The organism is Acinetobacter sp. YH12094, assembly GCF_013419295.1.
In the GTDB taxonomy this organism is placed as follows: domain Bacteria; phylum Pseudomonadota; class Gammaproteobacteria; order Pseudomonadales; family Moraxellaceae; genus Acinetobacter; species Acinetobacter amyesii.
Genome location: NZ_VPAK01000011.1, coordinates 90,626 through 114,834, shown reverse-complemented (window position 1 = coordinate 114,834; position 24,209 = coordinate 90,626). Strand labels below are relative to the sequence as shown.

Below are 24,209 nucleotides of genomic sequence, written 5' to 3'. Positions count from 1 at the left end.
TGTCTGCTAGGGACAGCTGCCCTGTTTGTTTCCATGCCATGTCGGTGTCTTTTGTTATGTGGTTGATTATAAAGCATTATATCATTTTAACGAACTTTTGTGTATCTGTTCGTGCAAAGGTTTCTTTTAATAAAAATCTGTTCAATTCTAGAACTGTGTTTGCATGACTATATAGTCATTGTATCGGGATTCGATTTTATGCGTTTAGCCATAAAAAAACCTAGCCAAAGCTAGGTTTTGACGAAAAGCGAGATTTATTTGTTAAACATCACATCATGTGCTTCTGCAAGGGCACTTAGCTCTTCTTTGGTTAAATTTGGGAAAATCTTATCAATTGCAATATGAATAGCTTTAATCACAGCAGAAGAACCGATATCGGCTGCTTTACGTTTAATCATGCCTAAATCGAGAGTTTTATTAAAGTCATTCATAAAATGACGCACTGCAGCTTCAGCAAACTGTTTATAGAGTTCACCAAAAGCAGCTTTATTTATATCTGCGCCCGATTTAATTTCCGCATAACTATTTTTAAGGTTAGTGACTAGTCCTGCATCTAAACTTAGACCTACACGATAAGTGCCAGTCGCGTCTTGAAATAAACTTCGTTCTGAAAATTCAATGGATTGTTTCACCACATCATTCGGAGATTTACCTAGTAGTTGCTTTAACAATACAGCGACTGTTGATTTGACATAGCCAGCCAGTTTTTCTGCTGTGTCGCGCTTATCGCTTGCAGGAAACAGATGAACAGGAGCTAATATAGTTGCACCAATGATTTCTTCATTAATCAGCAAAGCTGTTTTATCACGTAAAGGATAAAGGGGTTCACTCGAATTTTTTTTCGCGTGACCAGTTTGAATACTGCTTAGAAGTTCCTCAGAAGGAATAAAACCAAAAAATGGCATCATTAACCTCAATTTTTTTATTGTCGCGCCAATCGAATGGGGCGAGGCATCCATGTTAAATCCGATACACGACAAGGGTTGATATCCAATCCACCACGGCGTGTATAGGCAGCATATACCATCAGCTGACTTGGTTTTAAATGTTGCCAAATGTCGGCAAACATTTGCTCCACACATTGTTCGTGGAAACCATTATGCTGACGGTAAGAAATAATATAAGCCAGAATACTACGATAACAAGGCTTAGTACCTTTATACCTTATAAATACCGTTCCCCAATCAGGTTGACCCGTGACTGGACAGTTACTTCTTAATAAATGTGAATAAAGTTGAATTTCAACTTCTTCTTGCGCTGCATCTTCATCTAAAGAGAGTAAAGCTGCATTTGGATGATTTTCTAACTGGGTGGGTTCTAAGTCATCAATACAGATGCCTTGCGGTTTTGAAATTTCAACTTCATCAACATGAAATAGATCAATAGTCACAGCGGCATTGGCTGCAGCAGATAAGTCTTTTTCAACGGTTGCTTTAAACGCTGCCTGAGAATCAAATTTGGTAAAGTTCATACTATTAAAGTAGAGCTTTAAAGATTTGGATTCGATGAGGTTGTCTGAACTTGCAGGCAAAGTTAAACGGCCAATAGCGACTTGAGGCACACCAGAAGCATTTAACCAAGAAATTTCAAAAACATGCCACCAGTCTGTACCTTGGCGGATGCCTTCCACATGGGCATATTGTTCACGTGCAGTGGCACGTGCAATCGGAAACAGAATATCGGGTTGATATTCTGTTGGGTAGTTGGTGTCTTTACCTAAAAGGGATTGTTCTACACTCATTATTCACGCATTCCTGAACCACGAGAAAGTAAATGATACGCCACGCCATAAAGTACAACGCAACATGCAGTAATTACTGTCAGTGAAATGCCGACATTCACATCGCTATGGCCCAAAATACCGTAGCGGAATGCATTTACCATATACACGACAGGGTTGATTAAAGAGAGATTTTGCCAAAAAGGACTCAGTGATGAGATGGCATAGAAAACACCGCCTAAATAAGTCAGCGGAGTCAGGACGAAAGTCGGGATAATCGAAATGTCGTCAAAAGATTTTGCATAAACAGCATTAATAAATCCGCCAAGAGAAAACAGCAGCGAAGTAATGAGAACTGTATATATAGTTATAAATATATTAGTCAGGTGTAATTCAGTAAAAAATAGGCTCATGGCAGTAACAATAAAGCCTACTAAAACACCACGGCAAACGCCACCGATCACATAACCCCAAAGCACCATGTGTAACGGCACTGGGCTCATGATTAATTCTTCGATGCTTTTTTGAAATTTTGCACTAAAGAAACTGGATGACACATTGGCATAGCTATTGGTGATGACCGCCATCATAATTAAGCCGGGCACGATGAACTGCATATAGCTAAAACCACCCATTTGCCCAATGCGTGAACCGACTAAATTACCGAAAATCACAAAGTACAAACTCATGGTGATCGCTGGTGGGAGAAGGGTTTGCGGCCAAATACGCATGAAACGGCGAATTTCTTTATACACTAAGGTGTAGAGGGCGATACACAGTTGGTTAAAATTCATTGTGCTACACCTTCAAGATTTTTTTCGACCATACGGACAAACAGTTCTTCTAGTCGGTTAGATTTATTACGCATACTTCGAACCTGAATACCTTGAGATTCCATGAGTTGGAATAGATCATTTAAGGTATGGGCTTTATCCATAGTGACTTCTAAGGTGATAGGATCTACTAAGTTGAAACGGACACCAATAATTTCTATATGGATCGGTTCAATGGGTTCGGCTAAATCGAAAATAAAGGTTTCTTCATTCAACTGACTGAGGAAACCTTTCATGCTGGTGTCTTCTTTAATCACACCACGATCAATAATTGCGATTCGACGGCACAACATTTCAGCTTCTTCTAAATAGTGTGTCGTTAAAATAATGGACGTGCCTTTTTCGTTCATTTCAGTGAGGAAATCCCACATCGAACGGCGTAGTTCAATATCAACACCAGCAGTCGGCTCATCTAAAATCAGCAGTTTAGGTTCATGCATCATGGCACGAGCGATCATTAAACGGCGTTTCATACCGCCCGATAGCATGCGTGCTTGGGTGCTACGTTTTTCCCAAAGGCCAAGCTTTTCTAAATATTCCTCTGCACGTTTCTCTGCTATCTTTTTAGAAATACCGTAATAACCAGCTTGAGTCACCAAAATATCAAATGTTTTTTCAAATTGACCAAAGTTAAATTCTTGAGGTACAACGCCCAAACACTGCTTTGCATGCGAGGGATGAGTATCTAAATTGTGCCCAAAAATTTCGACAGTGCCTGAAGTTTTACGGGTTAGTGAACTGATAATACTAATCGTGGTAGATTTTCCTGCACCATTGGGACCTAACAGTGCATAAAATTCACCTTCGGGTACTGTTAAATCAATACCTTTAAGCGCCTGAAACCCATTTTTATAGGTTTTTGACAGCTGCTTTAACGTTAGTGCATCAGTCATAAATAATTCACTCTATAAATAGTGTGAGTATTGTGCGATATCGGGGCAAATAAACCAAGTAAATCGTATGGAATTCTGCATTTTAAAAATAGAACGTTGTATAAAGCTTAAGCAGAAAAATACCTAACATCTATATAGTTGCTTTACCTTAGAGTTTTTTTTGTTATGATGTGCGCAATCCAAAATAAGCGCTCATAGCTCAACTGGATAGAGTACAGGTCTCCGAAGCCTGTGGCGTGGGTTCGAGTCCCGCTGAGCGCACCATTTTTTAGTTTTGACTGTTTAACTAAATTTTGCGAATCAATAGCTTTTTTATATCTCTATTTCTATTCATCCCAATCAATTTCAAAAAACAATATTGATGTATCTTTTTCCAAACACATAAATTTCAAAATATTTCTCAATCTTTATATTGAAAGTTAAAAGTGATACAAAACTTTAAATTGAAAGCTTATAAATAGTGGCAATAGTAATTTCACTGTATTTATATCTGCATCTAAATGAAAAGAATCTATTGAAAACACGATTATAAAAGTCATGCACCAAAATAGTGGAGCTTGGAAACTTAATAGAACACTTATCGTTTTATATTGCCTAAATAAAATAGGGGAATGATTGGTATTTTTATAATAAGATATTGAAAAATAATAAAAAATTAATTTTGGCATGATGTGTGCAATACAGTATTCAAACTTGGATACAAGAATGAGCACATCAATGAACCCAATAAAAACTTTAGGTTGGACTTTAGCAGAATGGAAAGCGGGCTACGCGAATAACACAATTCAATTGGAAGACTTATATGCCTTGGTTGAGCAATTTGACCATGCAGATCCAGCATGGATTTCAATTGCCTCTATAGAACAATTAACTGCACAGATTGACGCTTTAAAACAAATCGAAAATGCTGGGGCCTTACCTTTATTTGGTGTGCCTATTGCAGTGAAAGACAATATTGATGTGGTGGGCTTTGCGTCAACGGCTGCGTTTAAATTATTTACGGACATAAAAACTGAAGATGCCTATGTGGTGCAACGCTTAAAACAAGCGGGTGCGATTATTGTAGGCAAAACCAATTTAGATCAATTCGCTACTGGTTTAGTGGGTACACGTTCGCCATTTGGTGCTGTGCCGAATACTTTTAATTCTGACTTTGTAAGCGGTGGTTCAAGTTCAGGTTCAGGCAGTGTGGTGGCGCGTGGTTTAGTCCCGATTGCGCTTGGTACAGATACAGCAGGCTCTGGGCGTATACCCGCAGCATTTAATAATATTGTTGGTTTAAAGCCAACCAAAGGTCGCTTTTCAAATACAGGCTTATTGCCTGCGTGTAAAAGCTTAGATTGCATTTCAATTTTTGCCTTAACCGTCGCTGATGCAACTGCAGTGGCAGAAGTTATGGAAGGTTTTGATGTAACCGACAGTTATTCACGTGTGAATCCTGCTACAGCGCCTGCAAAGTTCAGCGCACAATTAAAATTAGCCATTCCAAAACAATTAGAATTTTTTGGTGATGCTCAATCGGCGGATGCATTTCAGCAAGCACTGACTGAATTAAAAAACTTAGGCGCAGAATTGACTGAAATTGATTTCAGTGCTTTTAGTCAATTGGCGAGCCAACTCTATCAAGGGTCATGGGTCGCGGAGCGAACAGCTGCAGTTGCAGACTTATTAGAAACATCGGTACAAGACTTTGATCCAACGGTTTTAGAAATTATTCAAAAAGGTCAGCAGTACACTGCGGTGGATGCTTATAACGCCGAATATTTAAAGCAAGAATTGGCTCGAGACATTCAGCAAACCTTAGCGCAATTTGATGCCTTGGTGGTGCCAAGCTCACCAACCATTCATACACTGGCTGAAATGGCCGAAGCGCCAATTGATAATAATAGCCACTTTGGTACCTATACCAACTTCACCAATTTGGCTGACCTCAGTGCCATCGCTGTTCCTGCAGGCTTTCGAGCCGACAGCTTGCCATTTGGTATCACATTCATTGCGCCTGCTTGGCATGATATGGCTTTAGCTGACTTTGCAGAAAAATGGCAAAACCATCTGAAATTACCACTCGGTGCAGTAGCTAAAACATTGCCTGAAGTAGCTTCAGTCATTTCTGCACCATCTGCACAGCATTTTCGAGTTGCAGTGGTAGGCGCACATCTCACAGGTATGCCACTCAATTTCCAACTGACAACACGTCAAGCCGTGCATGTCGAAACCACAACCACTTCTGCTGATTATGCCCTCTATGCACTGCCGGGCACAGTACCGCCAAAACCAGGTTTAGCACGTCAGGAATCGGGTCAAAAAATTATTGTCGAGCTTTGGGATATTCCAAAAGCACGCTTTGGTGAATTTGTTGCTGAAATTCCAACACCACTAGGGATGGGCAATGTCGAGCTTGCCGATGGACGTTGGGTGAAAGGCTTTATTTGTGAACCTTATGGCTTAAACGGTGCAAAAAATATCAGTGAATTCGGTGGCTGGCGCGCCTATATCCAATCACTGCAAGCAACAACAGCAAAATTAAATTAAAAATTCGGGGGAAATAATTATGTTTAAAACAGTTTTAATTGCAAACCGTGGTGAAATTGCTGTTCGTGCGATTCGTACATTAAAGAAACTCGGTGTTCAGTCGGTTGCCGTATATTCAGAGACAGACCGTTATGCACAACATGTCTTAGATGCAGATGTGGCGGTGTCGCTTGAAGGTGTTAAGCCTGCAGAGACTTATTTAAGTATTGAAAAATTGATTCAAGCAGCCAAACAAACTGGCGCTGAAGCAATATTTCCCGGTTATGGTTTTCTATCTGAGAGTGCCGACTTTGCCCGTGCATGTGAAGAAAATAACATTGCCTTTATGGGGCCAACGGCTGAACAAATTTTAGAGTTTGGTTTGAAGCATCGTGCACGTGAATTGGCTGCGGCAGCCAATGTGCCGATGACACCGGGCACAGGTTTATTGGCAAGTTTGGATGAAGCACTCGCATCTGCTGCAGAGATTGGCTATCCAATCATGTTGAAAAGTACCGCAGGTGGTGGCGGGATTGGTTTAACCCACTGTGATGATGAGCAATCATTAAAAGATGCGTATGAAAGTGTAAAGCGTCTAGGCGAGCAGTTCTTTAAAGATGCGGGCGTGTTTCTCGAACGTTTTGTCGATAAAGCCCGTCATGTAGAAGTACAAATTTTTGGTGATGGTTTAGGTCAAGTCGTTGCCTTTGGTGAGCGTGATTGTTCATTGCAGCGCCGTAACCAAAAAGTGGTGGAGGAAACACCGGCACCACATTTACCTGAAGCGACCCGTCAAAAATTGCACCGTGCTGCTGTAGAGCTCGGTCAATTGGTGAAATACCGCAGTGCAGGTACAGTTGAGTTTATCTATGATGCTGCCCGTGATGAAGTGTATTTCCTTGAAGTGAATACCCGTTTGCAGGTTGAACATCCAGTCACTGAAATGGTGACTGGCTTAGATCTGATTGAATGCATGCTCAAAGTGGCGGCAGGTGATGCTTTAGATTGGGAAAAACTCAGCAATATTCAGCCCAATGGCGCTGCCATTGAAGTGCGAATCTATGCGGAAGATCCAGTGAAAAACTTCCAGCCAAGTCCGGGTGTACTCACGGATGTATATTTTCCAGAAGACGTTCGTGTAGATACCTGGGTATCTACAGGCACTGAAATTTCACAATATTTTGACCCGATGATTGCCAAAATTATTGTGCATGCGGCAGACCGAGACAGTGCGATTGCTAAGCTAAAAACAGCCTTGGCTGAAACCCGCCTGAATGGTATCAGTACCAACTTAGACTATGCACATACCGTAGTATCAGATGCACGCTTTGAAAATATGCAAATCTGGACACGTCTACTGGATGATTTTAAATACGTGCCAAATGTAATTGAAGTGCTGCAACCGGGAACGCAAAGTACGATTCAAGACTATCCGGGGCGTGTGGGATATTGGGATATTGGTGTACCGCCATCAGGCCCGATGGATGATTATGCATTTCAGTTGGCCAATCAAATTGTCGGTAATCCAAAATCGGCAGCAGGTTTTGAGTTTACCTTACAAGGACCAAGCCTGAAATTTCATGCAGACAACATTGTAGCCATTGCAGGTGCGCCATGTAGCGCGACTCTAGATGGTGTGAATGTCGATTTTTGGCAACCGATCAGCATCAAAGCAGGGCAAACATTAGTACTTGGACAAGTTGAGTCGGGTTGCCGTACGTATCTTGCAATCCGCAACGGACTAAATGTACCTGAATATCTAGGCAGCCGCTCAACCTTTGCATTGGGTAATTTTGGCGGTCATGCAGGGCGAGTGCTGCGTGCAGGTGACATGATTAAAATGGTCAATCCAAGCTTGCCTTTAGATGGATTGGAAATTGCAACAGCAGCACCGCAAGCTTTAGCTGCAGAACGTATTCCAAGCTATGGCAAAGAATGGAAAATTGGTGTGCTCTATGGCCCGCATGGCGCACCAGATTTCTTTAAACCTGAATATATTGAAGAATTTTTTGCTTCAACATGGAATGTACACTTTAACTCAAACCGTTTAGGTATTCGCCTAACAGGCCCAACACCAAGCTGGGCACGTGAAAATGGCGGTGAAGCTGGTTTGCATCCATCCAATGTGCATGACTGTGAATATGCTATTGGGGCAATTAACTTCACTGGTGATTTCCCCGTGATTTTGGCTAAAGATGGCCCAAGCCTCGGTGGCTTTGTTTGCCCAGTGACGATTGCCAAAGCAGAACTTTGGAAGATTGGTCAACTTAAGGCAGATGACAGCATCAGTTTCTATCCAATGAGTGTTGAGCAAGCCAATGCCTTGGAAGTTCAGCAAATTGCCGATATTCAAAACTTTGCTCAAGCACCTGAAAAGTCAGAGGTGGCAACTTTTGAATGTAAGCCTGAAGGCATATTGGCGGTTCGTGAAGCAGATGCACATGCGCCAAAAGCAGTCTATCGTCAGGCAGGTGACAGTTACATCTTGCTTGAATATGGCGAAAACGTTCTCGACCTTGCATTACGCTTACGTGTTTATCGACTGATGCAGCTCATTCGTGAAGCGAATATTGATGGAATCTTAGAGCTTTCACCGGGTGTGCGTTCACTGCAAATTAAATATGATGGATTGTGTTTCAGCCAAGCGAATTTAATTCAGTTCTTATTAGGACTCGAAAATGAGATGGGAGATTTGAGCCAAATCAAGATTCCATCCCGTATTATTCACTTGCCGATGGCATTTGAGGACTCGGCCACTTTAGGTGCTGTGGAACGTTATCAAGAAAGTGTTTGTGCTAAAGCGCCTTGGTTGCCAAATAACGTCGATTTCATTCAGCGCATTAATGGATTAGACAGCCGTGAGCAAGTCAAAGACATTATTTTTGATGCAAATTACTTAATTTTAGGTTTGGGCGATGTGTATTTAACCGCACCTTGTGCCGTGCCAATTGATCCACGTCATCGTTTACTCAGCTCGAAATATAACCCTGCACGTACCTTTACCGCAGAAGGCACAGTGGGTATTGGCGGTATGTACATGTGTATTTATGGCATGGACTCACCGGGCGGTTATCAGTTGATTGGTCGTACATTGCCCATTTGGAATAAGTTTAAAAAGAACAAGCAGTTTGGCGATCAGCAATGGTTCTTACGCTTCTTTGATCAAATTAAATATTATGAAGTAACTGAAGCTGAACTGGATCAATTCCGTGCTGACTTTGCCAATGGTGTGGCGGAAATCAAAATTGAAGAAACTGAATTTGATTTTGCAGCCTATCAAGCCTTTTTGGAAACAGAGAAGGACAGTATTGCCGAATTTAAAGCACAGCAGCAGCAGGCATTTACAACTGAAGTTGAACGCTGGAAAGATGAGTTTGATGCACCTGCGGAAATGGAAATCCTGCAAGATGATACCGACTATAGCCAGTATGCAGCTTTAAATGCATCGATGACCGGCAACATTTGGAAAATTTTTGTCGAAGCTGGACAGTCTGTGAAGAAAGGTGAGACTGTAGCCATTATTGAAGCGATGAAAATGGAGCTTCCAGTCTATGCCGATGATGATGGTATCGTGAAAGCGATTATCTGCCGTGCAGGACAAACGGTACATAGCGGTGAGCCGCTGGTTTATATGGAATAAACATGACCACAACCACCATTGTTGGGAAAAGCTCAGACAATTTGTCTGAGCTGGTTTTCCAAAAAATAAAAAACGATATTTTTGATTTTCAGCTCAAACCGGGCGCACGTTTTACCGAATCTGAAATTGCCGAGTTGTATGAAGTGAGCCGTACACCCGTACGTCAGGCTTTATACCGTTTACAGCAAGATGGCTATGTAAGAGTACATTTTCGTAGCGGTTGGGAAGTGAAGCCACTCAATTTTAAAGCCTACGAAGAACTCTATGATTTACGGATTTTGCTGGAGTGCTATGCCATTGAGCAGCTCTGCAAAATGGAACCAGAACAACTCAAACAGGCTTTACAGGACTTAGTAAATGTGTGGTGTATTCCGCCTGAGCAGTTTTTGCATGATTTAAAAACTTTATCGATGCAAGATGAAGCATTTCACTGCCAATTGCTTGAAGCAATCGCTAATAGTGAAATGGCAAAGGTGCATCGGGATGTGAGTGAAAAAATCCGTATTATTCGTCGCTTAGATTTTTCTAAAGATTATCGAATTGAAGCCACTTATGCAGAGCATCAACAGATTTTACAATTGATCCTTGGACATAATGTTACAGCGGCATTGGAGAAAATGCGCAGCCATATTCAGCAAAGTAAAGAAGAGGTGAAAAAAATTACTTTGGAAATGTTGGCGCGAATGGCATAGAACTATTTGCAAAAGATCTAGCTCACGATAATTCACGGTAGATATGTATTTTACGAGTCAATCTGTGTCGTTAGGGGCGTACTTAGAGCTATAAATAGATGTATTCATTGGTTAATATGATGGAGAAAAATAAAAAAGACCACGAAGGGGAGATTCTTTATTTCAACTTTAGAAAACGCGATTTCATTGGCGACTGAACGCCATTTCGGACAAGTCGATAAAGCGGGTCAAGCTTATATTCAGCATCCACTTCGTGTGATGCAAAATGTGCAACATCCCGATGCTAAAATCGTCGCTGTATTACATGACATTTTAGAAGATACTGCGACAACGACGGATGAGCTTCGTGCTATGGGTTTTCAAGCCCATATTATCGACGCGATACTAGCACTGACTAAAACAGCCGGTGAGAACCGATTTCAAGCTGCGCAGCGTACTGCTAAAAATGCAATTGCGTGTGAAGTAAAACTCAGTGATTTACACGACAATATGGATTTGTCTCGCTTAACTTTGGTCACAGCAAAAGATCGACGTCGTTATCAACAATATTTAAAAGTTAAAAGTAGATTAGAGCGTGCTCGGAGCGTCCATTTACATTTGATCGATTTAAATCTAACAACAGATTATCCGAGATTTCAATTTCAAAGTTCAAAGCAAAATTTTCAATATCTGCTTAATGCGATGTTTGATCTAGAGCATTCATTAGGTGGCGTTCAGATTGGAAGTCCACATGAGTGGTGGATTTTATTTGAAGATGTCAGTGCATATTTTGCATATTGCCAAAGAAAGGGTGCCGTTCCCAAGCAGGCAACATTCTTAGATTTAATTTTAACCACAGATCGGGACTATTTCGGGGGCATCTTTCAAGCTGAACAAGATCGGCAATTATTTGCCTCTATGTTTGGCGTCTTTATGCAAAATCATTTTTATTGCGTGGAAACTGAAGGCTGATTAGATAGATTGCATCAGCAATAGAATAAAATCACCTTTGATTGATGAATCTTATCTAGATAATTAGATGCTGAGTGTCATTTAAGAATATCTCGAAATGCTTGATTTCGAGACTTTTAAAGTGATTCCATCCATTGACATCTCCAATGAAACATTTGGCCATGCTTGCTGAACCTTATGCCTCAATCCTACATGGCATCATGGTGGCTGCAGGATTTATCATTCCAACTTTGGTGTTGATGTGGTTATATAAACGCAGTGAACGCCTTAGCCAAGCTGGATAAAAAAGCCCTCACATTTGAGGGCTTTTAATTATTTTACTTCGGGTAAATCAAACCAAATCACTTGAGCATCTTCAAGCGCTTCAATTTTGCTATCTTCTAAGAAGGCAATTGCACCACCAGCTTCAACTTTATGTTCAGCAATTTGAACTGAACCTGAAATAACATGGATATAATTGATATGCTGTGTTGCATGGATGTCTAAAGATTGACCATTCGTCAAAAATGCAGATTTAACTTCCGCCTGCTGACGAATATGCATAGCTGCATTGTCATTTGGACCGACAATTAAATGCCATTGATTGGGTTGATCACGTGGATCACATTTAATTTGTTGATAGGTCGGTTCAGCATCACGTTCGTTTGGAATGATCCAAATTTGTAGTAAGTGTACATCTTCATCACCTTGGTTCATTTCGCTATGGCGCACACCTGTACCTGCGCTCATGAGCTGCCATTCACCCGCAGAAATGCCACCATGGTTGCCCATGCTGTCTTTATGTGTAATGGTGCCTTTTAACACACACGTTAAAATTTCCATGTTGTCATGTGGGTGTTGACCAAAACCTTCATGGGCTGCAATTAAGTCATCATTAATTACACGAAGCGCACTAACGCCCATGTATTTCGGGTCATACCAGTTACCAAAAGAAAAGCTGTGTTTAGACTCAAGCCAGCCCATTTTTACGTGACCACGGTTTTCACTTGGATGTAAAAAAGCATTCATGGCATTCATCCTTATCTTAATTATTGAACATATGCCTATTTTAGGATTGAACTAAATAGGGATATATAGTTTTTTAGCGACAATTCATCCTATTTTTGCAACGATCATTCATGATTGAGTCTTTTGTTATGCATGAAAGCACAGCTATAAAAAAAGCCTGCATGATGCAGGCTTTTTTTAAATGTAACTAAAATTATTCTAAGAATTTAACAGTCACACCAGATTTGACTTTCTTACCTAAGTCATTTGCATCCCAGTTGGTCAAACGAATACAACCGTGTGATGCTGTTTTAGAGATAGCAGATGGGTTCGGTGTACCGTGAATACCGAATGATTTCTTGCTCAAGCCAATCCAGATATTACCAACAGGGCCATTTGGACCAGGTGGTAAAGACAATGGTTTTCTGTTGTTGCCTTGAACAAAGTTAGACGGTGAGTAGCTGTACCAAGGGTTTGGTGCAACACCTGTTACTTTATATGTACCTGTAGGCGATGGTGTATCTGAACTACCAATCGTTGCCGGGAATGAACCGATCATTTGGTTGCGGCTATTAAACAAGTAAAGTTGTTTCGCGCCTTTATGTGCAACGATTAAGTGAATATCTTCAGGAACTTCGTTACGAATATTCGCTACTAAGATTTTTTCACCAACTTTTTTAAATGTCGCTTTTGGATTCAACTTTTTCAAAAAGTCTTCGTCCATGTGGAATTTTTCACCCAACATTTCAGTCACACGAGTGTAATACAAGCCTTTCATTTTTGCTTGTAATGCATAGTCGTGTGGAATCGATGCTGCATAAGGACCTTTCAAGTCTGCATCAGTCAATGTGTATTCAATAAATGCAGGTTTAGAACCTTGTTTCGCAATCAGCGCATCCCAAGTTTCTTTAGTTAAAGTCCCTGTAGGTTTCAACCCATTCATTTGTTGGAATGAAGCGATCGCCTTTAGGGTATTTTTACCACTGGTACCATCAATTGCACCCGGTGAAGCATGTGCATTATTGAGCATGACATGCGCACGTGCATAAACAGGGAATTGACCTTTACCAATGTTGTCATACCACTGAGCATTATTTAGGTCATTTAAACCCCAAGCAACTTTGGCAGCAGGCGAAGTTGATGTTGGAGTTGTAGCAGTCGCTGTAGCAGGTGCAGCACCGATGTCGGCTTTAACATCTTCTGATTGTTGCAAGCTGTCTAAAGTTTTCGATGCTTGGTTCAGATCTTCTTGTTCTTGAGCGCTAATCTGGCTAGTTGCAGATGAAGCTTCAGTCGCTAGCGGATCAATGGGATCCTGAACTGCAACATTAGTCACTTTTTTTGGCGTTAATGGTTGTTCAGCAGTAGATGCGGCAATAGCTGTACCAGCAAATATGCAACTTAGGCTCAGTGCGAGCATGGTGCGAACGAACATGTAATTCAACCTTAAGAATTATTCATTTACTGTGTATTAAAAACTGGCTAAGTATTACAGAAAAAAAGTGGAGATGCAGTAGTTGTTTTGTGTAAATATCATTTTTGGCACTCAACATGATCGGTTTTTAAATGCTTGAGAAGTTATTATATTTACAACCTTTTTGATATGATGATGCGAATATCGAATTAAGTTGGGAAAGTGAATGACGACCTTAAAAAATGATCGTTTCTTGCGTGCCTTATTACGTGAACCGGTAGATGCCACTCCGGTTTGGATGATGCGTCAGGCTGGCCGTTATTTACCAGAGTATCGTGAAACACGTGCAAAAGCGGGTGATTTCCTATCCCTTTGTAAAAATACAGAATTTGCTTGTGAAGTTACTTTACAACCTTTGCGTCGTTATGACTTAGACGCAGCCATTTTATTTTCAGACATTTTGACAGTACCTGATGCGTTGGGTTTGGGACTGTATTTTGAGGCAGGTGAAGGTCCGAAGTTTCATAAAACTGTACGTACCGAACAAGATGTACTGAATTTACCTAAGTTTAATGCCAAATCTGACCTAGATTATGTCATGAATGCAGTGACTACGATTCGTTCAGCATTGGGCGGACAAGTCCCATTGATTGGTTTCTCAGGCAGTCCTTGGACACTGGCAACTTATATGGTGGAAGGCGGTTCAAGCAAAGATTTTCGTTTTACGAAACAAATGATGTATGCACAACCTGAAGTGCTGCATACTTTATTAGACCGTTTGGCTGTGGCAGTGACTGAATATCTCAATGCGCAGATTGATGCAGGTGCCCAAGCCGTACAAATCTTTGATAGTTGGGGTGGGGCATTAGCACACCGTGAATACATTGAATTTTCACTGAACTACATGCAAAAAATCGTGGCAGGTTTACAGCGTGAAAAAGATGGACGCAAAGTCCCTGTGATTTTGTTTACCAAAGGTGGTGGTCAATGGTTAGAGCCAATGATTGCAACGGGTGCAGATGCCTTTGGTTTGGATTGGACTACGCCATTAAATGTAGCACGTCAAACAGTCGCAGGCCGTGCAGCTTTGCAAGGTAACTTAGACCCAGCAACATTATATGGTTCGCCTGAAGCAATCGCGAAAGCGACGCGTGATATGTTAGATGACGCATATGCCAATGGTGAAAAAACCGGTTATGTGGCGAACTTAGGTCATGGTATTACCCAGTGGGTAGATCCTACCAATCCAAAAGCCTTTATTGATACTGTACACGAATATAGCGCCAAGTATTTATAAGGCTTTAAGGAAATTGGTTTAGGATTCAACCGTGGTCAAGATAATAAAATCATGTTTTGAGTTCTCTTATAAGGCAGCTTCGGCTGCCTTATTTGGGATATTACTGCTGATCGCTTTTGCATTAACTGCAGCAATGGGAAGTCAGGAATATTTTGGCTTTTTCCGTTATGATTATTTATTGTTTTATGCACTGATTATTCAAGTGTGTTTACTCTACCTGAAACTCGAGTCTTGGGCGGAAGCCAAAGTCATAGCACTGTTTCATATCCTTGCAATGGGGATGGAAATATTTCTGACCCATCCACAAATTGCCTCATGGCAATATCCGCAGCCTGCGGTTTTTAAACTGCTGACTGTGCCATTGTTTGCAGGTTTCATGTATTCGGCGGTGGGGAGTTTCTTTGCACGTTCGCTACGTCTATATCAAGTGTCGTTCAGTAACTTACCGCGTTTTTGCAATATGCTGTGCTTAGCCGTTTTGTCATATCTTAATTTTATGACCAAATTTTTTGTGCCAGATATTCGTATGCTTTTGTTTGCTTGGAGTGTGGTGATCTTTTGGAAAACCAAGCTCAGTTTTCAATTACAAAATCATGTGATTCAGTTGCCCATGTTACCAGTACTGTTGATTTTGGCATTCTTGATTTGGATCGCAGAAAATATCAGTACTTTCTATCAAATTTGGTTATATCCAAGTCAGGTCGATGCATGGCATATGGTCGGTTGGGGGAAACTCGGTTCTTGGTATTTGTTGCTATTACTCAGTTTGGTTTTAGTGCTCAAAATTCTTGGAAAACGTGATGAAAATGGTAATTGGTTGCTCAAAAAATAGTGAAAAAGAACATATTATTTTTAGCCAAAAGTTTTAGATGAAAATGTTTTGCCTTATCTGAAAGATCAAGTTAATCTACAGGTGTGTAATCAAAATTACACATGTTTTAATAATTAAAAACAATGGAATAAAATTCCCTGGAGAAGTGCTATGTTAAAAAAATTAGCTTTAGTTGCAGTCGTTGCACTAGGTTCTACAGCTGCTTTTGCTGACCGTGACGTAGGTTGTGGTGTTGGTTCTCAAGTTTGGGCTGGTCAATCAGGTAAAATTCCTAAAATTTTAGCTGCGACTACCAACGGTATTTTTACTAACCAGTTACTTGGTATCACCTTTGGTACTTTAGGTTGTAGCGGTACAGGTACAGTGACTGCTCAGGCAGTAACATTTACCAATGAAAATGCTGAATCACTTGCTCGTGATATGGCGGTTGGTCAAGGTGAGAGCCTGAATGTTTTGGCTGAGCTTTTAAACATCCAATCAACAGATAAAGCACGTTTCTTTGCTGTGTCTAAAGCAAATTTTGTTGAAATCTATTCAGCTGAAAACCAGTCTTCTCTACAAGTACTTGCTTCATTACAAAGCGTAATGGCGAAAGACGAAGTACTTAAAGCTTACGTTTAATCGATGCTTTCAAAACCCTGTCTCTCGGCAGGGTTTTTTATTATCTAAAATATCTAAAAATGGATTTGAATATAACTGAATGAAATCAATTGCTTTATTTTGTACCTTTATGATTCCGAGCATCTTATATGCGCAGCAAATTGTAGATCCAAACCTCTCTAAAACCGCTGAGGTACAACGATATATTGAACTTGCACAATCAAAAAAACTGTCTGAACACATCAGTTGGCAGCGACTTTTATATACAGATCATAAAGGACAAAGTGAAGTTGCTTTTTCAGGTTACTTTCTGGCTGAAAATGGCCGTCAAAATGCCCAAGCCGAATTAGAGGCAGATGTCGCTGCACTATTTCAAACCGCCGAACCTAATCAAGCCTTTCGTTGTCGTTTCCCTGCGCGTAGTCAGTGGCTGATGCAAGAGTTATCCATCCGTTCAGAGCAGTTACCTGTGGTGAGCTGCTCTGAGTTTGATGAATGGTTTGGAAAAATTAAGCCGTATAAAGCAACATTAATCTACGCCACAGACTTTATGGGTAATCCAAGTTCTATGTTTGGACATACCTTATTGCGTCTCGATCCGAAAGATCAAAAAGAACTAAATTTGGTGTCCTATGCCATTAACTATGCAGCGACAGTTGCAGGTGAAGATAACTGGTCTTATGCATGGAAAGGCTTAACAGGGCAGTATCCTGGTGAATATTCATTGATGCCGTACTACCGTAAAGTGAAAGAATATGGTGATTTTGAAAGTCGTGATTTGTGGGAATATGAGCTAGCACTGACCGAGCAAGAAACCAGTTATTTGGTTAAACATATTTGGGAAATGCAAAATGTAAGTTTTCCCTATTATTTCGCCAGTGATAACTGTGCATATCGATTATTGGGCTTAATGGATTTGGTTCGCCCGACACTGAATTTAACCCAGAAATTTAAAGTAGCTTCCATTCCTGTTGAAACGATCAAAGCGATCAATGATGAACAACTGATTCAAGCAGCGGTTTATCGTCCTGCATTAGAAACGCAGCTTTTGTCACAAGCGCAGCAACATGGATATCGTTTAGCACGCGAAGCGCATAAGGTCGCTGAAATTGAACCTGATAACATGTCGACAGCACTCGCTCAGTTTAATGAAGTAGAGCAAGCGAAAATATTAGAAATGGCGTATGACCATCTGTATTTATTACTGATTGGAAGAAAGGTGAGTGCGGAAGAAACGCAGCCTAAATTACGTAAAATCTTGGCCTTACGTAGTCAATCTTCGCAACCAAAACAACGGACTGAACCTAAGCAGCCAAGTCTAGACCCAGTCAATGGACATCATGCGCGAAATTTTTCAGCTACATTAGGTGAAGTTCAAGGTGAAAAGTATATCGAACTTGGTCATCGTCAGGCTTATCATGATTTGATCGATCCGCAAGGTGGCTTTCGGATTGGTACGCAGTTGATGTTTTGGGATGGCTCGATCCAATATCGAGACGACCAACTCAAACTCAATCATTTTGATTTTTTATCGGTCAATTCTTACAACCCCATTACGCCATTTAAAACACCGCTAAGCTGGGGTTTCAATTTTGGCTGGCAGCAAGTGTCTGTAGATGCAGGTCAATTTAGCGAAACGAAACAACATGGCGTTGCTGAATTCAAAGCACAATCTGGATATAGCTGGGCCAATCAGGAACGTACACATTTGTGTTATGTGCAGTCTCAAATGCAGGTGCAGGGCGGTAAGTCTCTAGATGATGGATGGCGAGTGGGCCTTGGGCCGACACTGGGTTGCCAAAATATTTGGTCAGAAAAACTCAACAGTTTGGTTCAGGCAGAGCTTCCGTATTGGGAAGATACACATCAATGGAATCTGAAACTCGATGCTGAATTACAATATATCGTCAACCAACAAAATGCTTTAAGACTAGGATACGAATACCAGCAACAAGATGATCAAGATTGGAATAAATTGAAATTGAGTTATGTATTTTTCTATTAATTTTTAAGATAGATAAAATGTGAAATATCAAATAAATTTGTTTTTTTATGTAAGTAAAGCGAGGTATGATTGCTAGCTTTGTAATAGCTGTGGTTTGTGTCACCGAATGAATCAAGAATGTATTACAGGTCTAAGTCAGACTTGGAAAGATATTTGTGATCAATATACTGAAAATGAACATCTTGCAGCTTTGCAATTTATCCAGAAGCATGTTGAGCATTTAGTTACTGTTTTTTATGAACAAATGTCGCGAGAACCAGCGTCAGCTGAATTTTTTAAAGACGATATTATTCAAAAAAGGCTGATCGACACCTTAAGAAAATGGTTATTAGAAACATTTAATGTTGCACTAAATAATGATTTTGAAATTTCGGTTAAAAGGCAGCAAAAAGTTGGAATGGTGCATGCGCGTGTCGGCATTCCGTCATGGTTTATCATGCGTGGTGTACGTGAAATAGAACGTAAAATATTTGAAATTTTAGAGCTAAACCATACGCAAAATATTCTCCATATGTGCAGTTATATTGTACAAATTATCGGATTTAGCACAGAAATTATGTGCAGATCTTATGAGATCAATACGGAAAAAAAGCAAGAAACCAGGCATAATTATCGCTTATTTTCAGCGATGCAAGATGTGGCAGTGCATAAAGATAAACAACGGGGTTCATTGCTCAATTGGGAAAATGAATTGATGTTTAAAATCTTTTCGGGAAATGTCAGTTTTTATCATTCCTTACTTTCAAAATCAGAATTTGGATTGTGGTTTATTCATAAAGCGGCATATGCTTTTTCGGGTTCAGATCAGGTTCAATTAATTATTGATCGAATTTATCAAGTGGATGAGCTAACGCAGCAAACCACACAAATAATGGATAAAGATCAACTACAACATTTGATTCAACAGATTCGAGACTTAAATCGTGAAATTCAGCATTTAGTCGATCAATTATTTCAGGTGGCTGAATATATTGAGTCAGGCAATGATTCTTTGACGCAACTCCTAAACCGTCGTTATCTTAGTACTATTATTTCACGTGAAATTACTTTTGCACGTCAAAATCAAACGCCTTTGTCTTTGCTAGCCTTTGACGCGGATTACTTTAAAATGATCAATGATAAGTTTGGTCATGCGGCAGGTGATCTTGCACTGAAATTTATTGCCGAAGCTTTGCAGCGTTACAGCCAAGGTAGCGATTATGCATTCCGTATTGGTGGCGAAGAGTTCTTGTTACTCTTGGTGGACACCAATGTAAACCGTGCGATGAAAGTTGCAGAAAATATTCGCCAATATATTGAAAATGGAGTGATCCGAACAGTACAAGGTCAGCAATTTAGTTTAACTGTTAGCGTTGGTTGTGTGCAGTATAACGGTCATCCTGACTATCAACGTTTACTAGATGCTGCCGATATAGCACTCTATGCTGCCAAGAATACTGGTCGTAACCGTATTTACGTTGCTAAAACTGATCAGCAAACAAGATCATCTTCATCCTAAATGGATATTCACTTAATTTTGCTTTGTAGAAAATCTAAAAATTTTGCTTTTTGCTCTACATACTTGGGATGAACTTTAGCTTCATCCCATTTTTGTTTAAATACTCGTGCAGCAGCTTTGACGGGATCCTCTTTTTGTCTTGGAAGCTCTTCGCGTCCATGTGCACCACTTAATCCTTTTTTATCATTAGGGACTGGACCCTCATATTTTTTACCACCTTTATGGTTGGCATAGCGACGTGCACGTGTGAAACCCATCTGCAAAAATTTACGTGCCATATCTGCACCGACAAAATCTTCAGCGTCTAAATACTCTTCAAAAAGTTGCCAAATTTTGGTGCTGCTTTCGATGGCTTTTTCTTCATTAGCAAATCGCCAATAAGGCAAAATTTCAGATTTATAAGGCTCTACGAGTAATACACCTTGTTCACCACGTCCAATTCTATAAAGTTCAGGGTGTTCGCGAAAATTTATCTTTTTAAAATCTAAACTGTAATCAAAACTATTGGAATGAACGCGTGATACACGCTTAGGTGTGGGGATGGATTTATTATTCATATTCACTCCATTACAACCTTACTCTATTTCAAGCTTAAGCTAAAAAAGTAGCCCCAGTTGGGGCTACTTTTTATTTTGTCTTTTTGCTGGTAGATTTGGCTTTGGTCGTCTTGGTTCTTTCTCCCTTAGACTTGCTTGCCTTAGCATCCGTTTTCTTTGCTGTTGAAGATTTTTTTGTTGCTTTCTTCTCAGCTTTTGGCTTTTCATCTTTAACTTTAGTGCTTGTTTTTGATGTGCTGGCTTTTTTAGGGGCCTCTTTTTTGTCAGCTTTAGATTTCGGCGAACTTTTAGTTGACGCAGATTTTTTAGCTTTTACTTTTTCATCTTTAGTTGCAGCTTCTTTTTTAGAAGTGCTGTCCTTAGATTTTTTTTCAGCAGTTTTCTTTGTTGCTTTGTTTGAATCTTGACTGGATGCTTTAGCCGATTTTTTTACTTTATCCTCATTTTTTTTTGCAGTTTTTGTCGTAGTTTTCGCTGTTTTTTTCTCATCTTTTTCAGTTGTCTTTTTTGCGGCTACCATAGTGATCACCCTTAGTTAGTAAAAAAAGAAAATAGCAATGAATCTAAAGGATTCATTTTGTTTTCAATGTACGGACTAATCTTGAATATGGGGGGTGAAATCGTGTTATGAAATGTTTAATTTATGAACAGAAATATATTAAGTAATTGATATTAATTTTATGCCGTAGTTTTGAGTTACAAGTCTTACAGCACGGTTACAAACAATATTTTTAAAAGATATTTTTTCAAAATAAATATTTTGGGCGATTAAACTTCTACAACCACATAGTATTTTTTGACGGCTTCGACAACTTCAAACTTGCCCTGAAACGATGGGGGAATAATGCCCGCATGGCCAGCAGAAACTTCGATATATCCGCCTTGTTGATCATGAATACGTACTAAACCTTCAAGGATTGTAAAAAACTCTTGTTTGTTCGGTGCAAAGACAATATTCCATGCACCAACTTCACATTGCCAGATCCCGCAGTCCATATTGGGGTGTACATACAGGCTTGCGGTTTCACGTTTAGGATTGCCTTGAACCAAACGGTCTGGGCGAGGGAAGTCTATGCTGTGTTCGGCTTGTGCTAAACCCTGACCGGCAATATATACATCTGACATGATTCATCCTGAAAATAGTGCTTTGCTATCAAAGCAAACGATTTTCGACATTAAAGCACAAATAAAAAAAGCCTCAAGAGTTTGAGGCATTTTTTGAAGAGCTTACGCTGAATGTTCTATTAATAGCTTTCAGGCACAGCACTTAAAAATTCACGACGTTCTTCTTTATTGGTTTTAAAGTCACCGATAAAAGAAACGGTACGTGTTGTAGACTCTTGTTTACCTACACCACGCATCATCATGCACATGTGAGCTGAATCAATCACCACAGCTACACCACGTGCACCAGTCACTTCAGCCACAGCTTCAGCGATCTGCTGAGTGAGGTTTTCCTGAATTTGTAAGCGACGGGCAAACATTTCTGTAATACGTGCGAATTTTGATAAACCTAAAACATTGCCTTCTGGGAGATAAGCAATATGTACGCGACCATAAAAAGGTAATAAATGGTGCTCACACAAAGAATAGAATTCGATATTCTTAACTAAGACCATTTCACGGTTATCGGATGGGAAAACCGCATTGTTGGTCACTTCTTCAAGTGTCTGGCTATAACCAGAAGTAAGATATGAAAAAGCTTTAGCAGCACGCATAGGCGTATCTTTAAGACCCGGGCGATTCAGATCTTCACCAACGGCAGTTAGGATATTTGCGTAGGATTGCTGCATAGACATAAGACGTGTTCACTTACACTGAGAGATTGAACAAGGACGGCATTGTAGCAGAAAACTATTACAATGCCTTCTTTTGGAGTTAAATCCGATTATTGTTTAAACTGTGGGTTCTTTTCTGCACGTTTAAGCAGAACCAGTACAGCACCTGTGCCGCCTTGTTTTTCTGGGGCGCTCACGAATGCCAATACATCACGATGTTGACGTAACCAACTATTTACATAAGTTTTTAAGATTGCTTCTGGACCTTTGCCATGCACAATTTTAATGACGTTTTGATTGTCATCTTTCGCCATTTGAATAATTTGCAGCACGGCAGAACGGGCTTCTTCAACAGTGCAACCGTGTAAGTCGACAGCTTCAAACCAACGTAGATTACCAGCTTTCAAATCTTCAAAAACTTTATGTTGTAAGGTTGCAATGCGATAGCTTAAAGCAGCTTGACTGGCAACAGGGTTGAGCATCGCTTGCGTATCAGAAAGTAATGCATCATCTGTTTCCATAGGACCAATTGCAGCAGCACGTTTAGCCAACGTTTGCGCATCAGGTTTTTTACGACCCACTTTTTCCATTTTTGCAATATTTCCTGCATTCATTTTTTGAACACCTTGCATTTGCTTTTGGAAAAGCGCGAAGTCTTCTTCCTGCTCTTGTTCAACAGTCTTTGGCGTTGGCTCAGGCTGTTTAGCAATCGTTGAGGAATGTGGATTCGTAATTTGCTTTTTAAAAGATTTCAGTAGGTTGTACTGATCTTTTGAAAGCGAAGAATCGTGTTTGCTCATAATGAAAAAACGGGAAATATACAAAAATTTAGTGCAATTATAGCCTTAAATGGCACTGATTTGAACTGGAAAGACTTTATATAAAGAAGATCTCTTAATTCATTACAAGTCCTATTTAGGCTTCAAAGTTGAATTAATTAATTTAATAACTTTTTTATTTTTATATTGTTCTGCAAGAGCTAATGCTGATTGTTCTTCATTAAATTTAGAAATACACACGATTTCGGTTGAAGCGCCTTTTTCAAGTAAATAAGAAATTATCTGATATTGATTTAGGCGGATAGCTTTACCTAATGGGGAGCATCTAGTGAAATAATATGTTTGTGGTTCAACTTCATCTACTACAAGTTCATTTATTTTTCTCAGCTTCATTTTTTTTGATGAAAGAAATATCTGTGTGCTCGATAGCCGCCATAATTAAGGTGGTATCATAAAATTCATTGTTTTCACCAAAATTTAAATATTCAAGATACAAATTTTTGGCTTTTTCATAATTATCAATATCATTTTTCTGTGTCAGGTTCTTTATCGCATTTTGGAAAAAATCATTCATATCATCAAAATCATTTATTGCTGCATGGAACATGAATATATTTATTAAATATGGCTCATCAGCTAAATTCTTTTTCAATAAATGAGGGATATCTTTATAAAAAATCTGTTCAAAATGATTTAATTTTTCCATGGAAATAGGGTGAGATTTAATATTGATTGGTTTTGATAAAGAATTTTTATGTCCTTTAGAAATAGAAAAATAGGTTGAATTTTCAATATTCTTGTTTTTAGTATTGATTGAGTAATTAATGACTATTGGTAAGCCTTGATAACTAATGATTTCAATTTGATTATTATTGAAATCATAATTTTTGCCCTTTAGCACGTTAGTATTTATATTTGGAAAAATTTGATTTAGGTCAATCTGCGCAGCAATGATGCCTTCGGGCATAGTGGAAATATTAAAGTAGAGGATATGATTTTGGCCAATATGATACGGTGAGCCAGTATAAAGAGTTATATTTTTTGCCCAACTTATCTGGTGTAGTGAAACCAAGATTAATGAAATGAATAGAAGAGTAGAAGAAATAATCGACTTCATTATTTTTAATTCTCAATTGAATAAAAATTATAAAAAGGATGTGTAATTTTTTTAATATGGATGCAAAGTAGAAAAAGGGTGAGCGAACTCACCCTACATATTTCA

General features: G+C 39.6%; 22 protein-coding genes, 1 tRNA gene and 1 pseudogene. 11 read left to right on the top strand and 13 right to left on the bottom strand.

What is annotated here, in order from left to right; translation table 11 throughout:
* Positions 1–254: 254 nt before the first annotated feature.
* Genes FTU34_RS10370 through FTU34_RS10355 form a run of 4 tightly spaced genes read right to left on the bottom strand, consistent with a single transcriptional unit; the run spans position 255 to position 3,446 of the window.
* Positions 255–905, bottom strand: coding sequence for a hypothetical protein (locus FTU34_RS10370; RefSeq protein ID WP_180035536.1), 651 nt, complete (start codon positions 903–905; stop codon positions 255–257).
* 17 nt (positions 906–922) lie between these two features.
* A complete protein-coding gene (queF, locus tag FTU34_RS10365) occupies positions 923–1,741 on the bottom strand; it encodes an NADPH-dependent 7-cyano-7-deazaguanine reductase QueF (RefSeq protein ID WP_111883994.1) in 819 nt (272 codons plus the stop codon).
* Positions 1,741–2,514: an ABC transporter permease gene (locus tag FTU34_RS10360; protein ID WP_111883995.1), complete on the bottom strand. Its 774-nt coding sequence runs from the start codon at positions 2,512–2,514 to the stop codon at positions 1,741–1,743. Before FTU34_RS10360 ends, queF begins: the two co-directional genes overlap by 1 nt.
* Positions 2,511–3,446: an ABC transporter ATP-binding protein gene (locus FTU34_RS10355; protein WP_180035537.1), complete on the bottom strand. Its 936-nt coding sequence runs from the start codon at positions 3,444–3,446 to the stop codon at positions 2,511–2,513. Before FTU34_RS10355 ends, FTU34_RS10360 begins: the two co-directional genes overlap by 4 nt.
* Positions 3,447–3,634: 188 nt before the next feature.
* Here FTU34_RS10355 and FTU34_RS10350 point away from each other — a divergent pair.
* From FTU34_RS10350 to FTU34_RS10325, 6 genes and pseudogenes are all read left to right on the top strand, one after another.
* Positions 3,635–3,710: transfer RNA gene (locus FTU34_RS10350), tRNA-Arg, on the top strand.
* Between the two features lie 453 nt (positions 3,711–4,163).
* A complete protein-coding gene (gene atzF / locus FTU34_RS10345; protein ID WP_180035633.1) occupies positions 4,164–5,978 on the top strand; it encodes an allophanate hydrolase in 1,815 nt (604 codons plus the stop codon).
* 19 nt (positions 5,979–5,997) lie between these two features.
* A complete protein-coding gene (gene uca, locus FTU34_RS10340) occupies positions 5,998–9,597 on the top strand; it encodes an urea carboxylase (RefSeq protein ID WP_180035538.1) in 3,600 nt (1,199 codons plus the stop codon).
* Positions 9,598–9,599: 2 nt separating this feature from the next.
* Positions 9,600–10,289 (top strand): GntR family transcriptional regulator, encoded by a 690-nt coding sequence (locus FTU34_RS10335; RefSeq protein WP_180035539.1) that lies wholly within the window; start codon positions 9,600–9,602, stop codon positions 10,287–10,289.
* A gap of 159 nt (positions 10,290–10,448) precedes the next feature.
* Positions 10,449–10,859, top strand: a pseudogene (locus FTU34_RS10330) (guanosine-3',5'-bis(diphosphate) 3'-pyrophosphohydrolase); the annotation flags it as partial.
* Positions 10,860–11,386: 527 nt separating this feature from the next.
* A complete protein-coding gene (locus FTU34_RS10325; protein WP_180035540.1) occupies positions 11,387–11,524 on the top strand; it encodes a hypothetical protein in 138 nt (45 codons plus the stop codon).
* Positions 11,525–11,552: 28 nt separating this feature from the next.
* On the opposite strand, the gene FTU34_RS10320 is transcribed toward FTU34_RS10325, so the two are convergent.
* Both FTU34_RS10320 and FTU34_RS10315 read right to left on the bottom strand, forming a co-directional pair.
* Positions 11,553–12,248, bottom strand: a complete 696-nt coding sequence (locus FTU34_RS10320; protein WP_180035541.1) for a pirin-like bicupin family protein — start codon at positions 12,246–12,248, stop codon at positions 11,553–11,555.
* A gap of 193 nt (positions 12,249–12,441) precedes the next feature.
* Positions 12,442–13,662, bottom strand: a complete 1,221-nt coding sequence (locus FTU34_RS10315; protein ID WP_180035542.1) for a L,D-transpeptidase — start codon at positions 13,660–13,662, stop codon at positions 12,442–12,444.
* Positions 13,663–13,867: 205 nt separating this feature from the next.
* On the opposite strand from FTU34_RS10315, the gene hemE reads away from it, so the two are divergent.
* The 5 genes from hemE to FTU34_RS10290 all read left to right on the top strand — a co-directional run bounded on the left by hemE (position 13,868) and on the right by FTU34_RS10290 (position 19,873).
* Positions 13,868–14,938, top strand: coding sequence for a uroporphyrinogen decarboxylase (hemE, locus tag FTU34_RS10310; RefSeq protein WP_180035543.1), 1,071 nt, complete (start codon positions 13,868–13,870; stop codon positions 14,936–14,938).
* 40 nt (positions 14,939–14,978) lie between these two features.
* Positions 14,979–15,770, top strand: a complete 792-nt coding sequence (locus FTU34_RS10305; protein ID WP_373686495.1) for a DUF817 domain-containing protein — start codon at positions 14,979–14,981, stop codon at positions 15,768–15,770.
* Between the two features lie 150 nt (positions 15,771–15,920).
* Positions 15,921–16,391, top strand: a complete 471-nt coding sequence (locus tag FTU34_RS10300) for a DUF3015 family protein (protein WP_180035545.1) — start codon at positions 15,921–15,923, stop codon at positions 16,389–16,391.
* Positions 16,392–16,500: 109 nt separating this feature from the next.
* Positions 16,501–18,375: a DUF4105 domain-containing protein gene (locus FTU34_RS10295; RefSeq protein ID WP_373686494.1), complete on the top strand. Its 1,875-nt coding sequence runs from the start codon at positions 16,501–16,503 to the stop codon at positions 18,373–18,375.
* Between the two features lie 106 nt (positions 18,376–18,481).
* Positions 18,482–19,873 carry a diguanylate cyclase gene (locus FTU34_RS10290; RefSeq protein ID WP_180035547.1) on the top strand — a complete coding sequence of 464 codons (1,392 nt, stop codon included), beginning with the start codon at positions 18,482–18,484 and terminating at the stop codon, positions 19,871–19,873.
* Between the two features lie 8 nt (positions 19,874–19,881).
* On the opposite strand, the gene FTU34_RS10285 is transcribed toward FTU34_RS10290, so the two are convergent.
* The 7 genes from FTU34_RS10285 to FTU34_RS10260 all read right to left on the bottom strand — a co-directional run bounded on the left by FTU34_RS10285 (position 19,882) and on the right by FTU34_RS10260 (position 24,104).
* The gene (locus FTU34_RS10285; RefSeq protein WP_180035548.1) at positions 19,882–20,430 is read right to left on the bottom strand and encodes a DUF4385 domain-containing protein; all 549 of its coding nucleotides are present in this window, start codon (positions 20,428–20,430) and stop codon (positions 19,882–19,884) included.
* 70 nt (positions 20,431–20,500) lie between these two features.
* Entirely contained in the window at positions 20,501–20,950 is a 450-nt protein-coding gene (locus tag FTU34_RS10280) for a hypothetical protein (RefSeq protein ID WP_180035549.1), read from the bottom strand.
* 248 nt (positions 20,951–21,198) lie between these two features.
* Positions 21,199–21,555 (bottom strand): cupin domain-containing protein, encoded by a 357-nt coding sequence (locus FTU34_RS10275; RefSeq protein ID WP_180035550.1) that lies wholly within the window; start codon positions 21,553–21,555, stop codon positions 21,199–21,201.
* Positions 21,556–21,674: 119 nt separating this feature from the next.
* A complete protein-coding gene (folE, locus tag FTU34_RS10270; protein WP_180035634.1) occupies positions 21,675–22,223 on the bottom strand; it encodes a GTP cyclohydrolase I FolE in 549 nt (182 codons plus the stop codon).
* A 95-nt stretch (positions 22,224–22,318) separates the two neighbouring features.
* Positions 22,319–23,008: a Smr/MutS family protein gene (locus FTU34_RS10265; protein ID WP_078191970.1), complete on the bottom strand. Its 690-nt coding sequence runs from the start codon at positions 23,006–23,008 to the stop codon at positions 22,319–22,321.
* 111 nt (positions 23,009–23,119) lie between these two features.
* Positions 23,120–23,380: an ankyrin repeat domain-containing protein gene (locus FTU34_RS17890; RefSeq protein ID WP_257226272.1), complete on the bottom strand. Its 261-nt coding sequence runs from the start codon at positions 23,378–23,380 to the stop codon at positions 23,120–23,122.
* A complete protein-coding gene (locus tag FTU34_RS10260; protein WP_257226271.1) occupies positions 23,358–24,104 on the bottom strand; it encodes a hypothetical protein in 747 nt (248 codons plus the stop codon). The genes FTU34_RS17890 and FTU34_RS10260 overlap by 23 nt, the downstream gene beginning before the upstream one ends.
* Positions 24,105–24,209 lie beyond the last annotated feature (105 nt).